General features: G+C 74.4%; 2 protein-coding genes and 1 pseudogene. All 3 read right to left on the reverse strand.

Going from position 1 to position 1,647, the window contains the following annotated elements; genetic code table 11:
• Positions 1 to 103 precede the first annotated feature (103 nt).
• Positions 104 to 967 (reverse strand): tyrosinase family protein, encoded by an 864-nt coding sequence (locus tag ACFXA3_RS42250; protein WP_385196799.1) that lies wholly within the window; start codon positions 965 to 967, stop codon positions 104 to 106.
• A 33-nt stretch (positions 968 to 1,000) separates the two neighbouring features.
• The gene (locus tag ACFXA3_RS42255; RefSeq protein ID WP_385196801.1) at positions 1,001 to 1,366 is read right to left on the reverse strand and encodes a tyrosinase family oxidase copper chaperone; all 366 of its coding nucleotides are present in this window, start codon (positions 1,364 to 1,366) and stop codon (positions 1,001 to 1,003) included.
• A 59-nt stretch (positions 1,367 to 1,425) separates the two neighbouring features.
• Positions 1,426 to 1,647, reverse strand: a pseudogene (locus ACFXA3_RS42260) (GNAT family N-acetyltransferase); the annotation flags it as partial.

Below are 1,647 nucleotides of genomic sequence, written 5' to 3' on the forward strand. Positions count from 1 at the left end.
GGGGGTTGGGGGGGCGCCCGCGCGGGCGCTCGCCGGCCCCCGGGCGGCCCGCCCCGCCCCCGGGGGCCCCCCGCGGGGGGGGGGGGGCCCTTCCCGTGTCCGGTCATTCGTAGCGGTAGAGGCCCTGGTGGCCGAGCATGTCCCGCGGGGTGATGTTCCACGGCGGCATCACCTCGTCGAGGGCGATCACCCGGCCGCGCTGGAGGTCCCCCAGGGGGAGCGGGGCCGCCGGCAGGTAGCCGGAGCCGGGGTGCTTCTGCTGCCAGCGGTCCCAGAGCAGGTCGACGAAGGCGTGGTGCAGCCAGAACGCCGGGTCGTTCGGGGCCGTGCCGCCCGTCATGTGGCCGCCGATCCACTGGTGCACCTTGTTGTGGTTGCGCCAGCGTTCGCTCTTCGGCGCGGCCCAGCCCTCCAGCTTGTTGCGGAAGCCGCCGCCCTGCGCCGTCGAGTCCCAGGGCGAGGTGTCGTACGTCGGGTCGTCGAGCGCCCACTGGAGTTCGGCCGCGGTGGGCAGCGCGATCGGGTTCTGCGGGCGGCCGAGGTTGCGGGTGAGGAAGCGGGCCTCCGTGATGCCCACCGTGATCTCCCAGTTGCCCTTCTCGTAGGCGAAGGGGCCGGTGGTCACGCGGCGGTCGCTCTCGCGGCCGGTGCCGCCGAGGAAGTCCTCGGCCCAGAGGGAGGAGACCGGGCTGCCGTCCGTGGTCCAGTCCCAGTACGGGACGGAGACGCCCGGGTCGACGGCCTGGAGCAGCCGCTCGAACTGGAGCAGGAAGCGCCGGTGCCAGGGGAAGAAGGACGGGGACATGTGGCCCACGCGGAGTTTGCCGTCCCGGTCGGGCACGAAGTACTTGTCGTGGGTGCGCACCAGGTCGTCGTAGGCGCCGTTCCGCTTGAGCTCCAGCACCGCCGCCGTGAACCGCTTCTTCTGGGCGCTGGTCAGGTTCCTCTGGTTCTGCCGGGTGTACATGCGGGCTCCTCCCGTTCCGGTCCGGTGCGGCCGTCAGCCGTGCTGCGGGGCCGCCGACGCCAGCTGGGTGGTGCCGAGTTCGTCGACGGCGGCGCGGGCCAGCTCCAGCCGGGTCCCGAAGGACTGGAAGTGGTTGATCCCGCTCAGGTAGCTGCCGTCGGCACGGCGCATGACGTGCAGGGGACGGCCGTCGATGCGGACCCCGCCGAGGTCGACGGCGATGTGCCGGCCGCGGTACGTCTCCTCGGTGAGGGGGGCCGGGGTGACGGTCTGCCGGGGCCGGCGGGCGCGCAGTACGGGGGCCAGGGCCGCGGCGGTACCGGCGAACACGGCCGCGGTGAAGGCCGTACGGATCACGGCGCGGCGGGTGAGTGCTGCGGTGGCGGATGTGGCGTACATGCGGTCTCCCTCGCTCGGTGGTCCGCGCTACGGGGTCTAACGCCGCGCGGCGGGCGAGGTCACCTCGGCGGCCCGAGCTGCTTGAAGAAGAGGGTCGTGGGGTGCAGGCGGCCGGCCGGATCGGTGGCGTAGTCGGGGATGGTGCCGGCCTCGGTCCAGCCCGCGGAGCGGTAGACGCGCTCGGCGCCGCGGCCGGGATCGGTGTCCCGGACCAGCAGCCGCACACCCGCCCGGTCGGACACCCGCACGGCCTCGGCGAGCCGGTCGCGGGAGGCGGCGCG

This window comes from Streptomyces sp. NPDC059456, assembly GCF_042750055.1.
Lineage (GTDB): Bacteria > Actinomycetota > Actinomycetes > Streptomycetales > Streptomycetaceae > Streptomyces.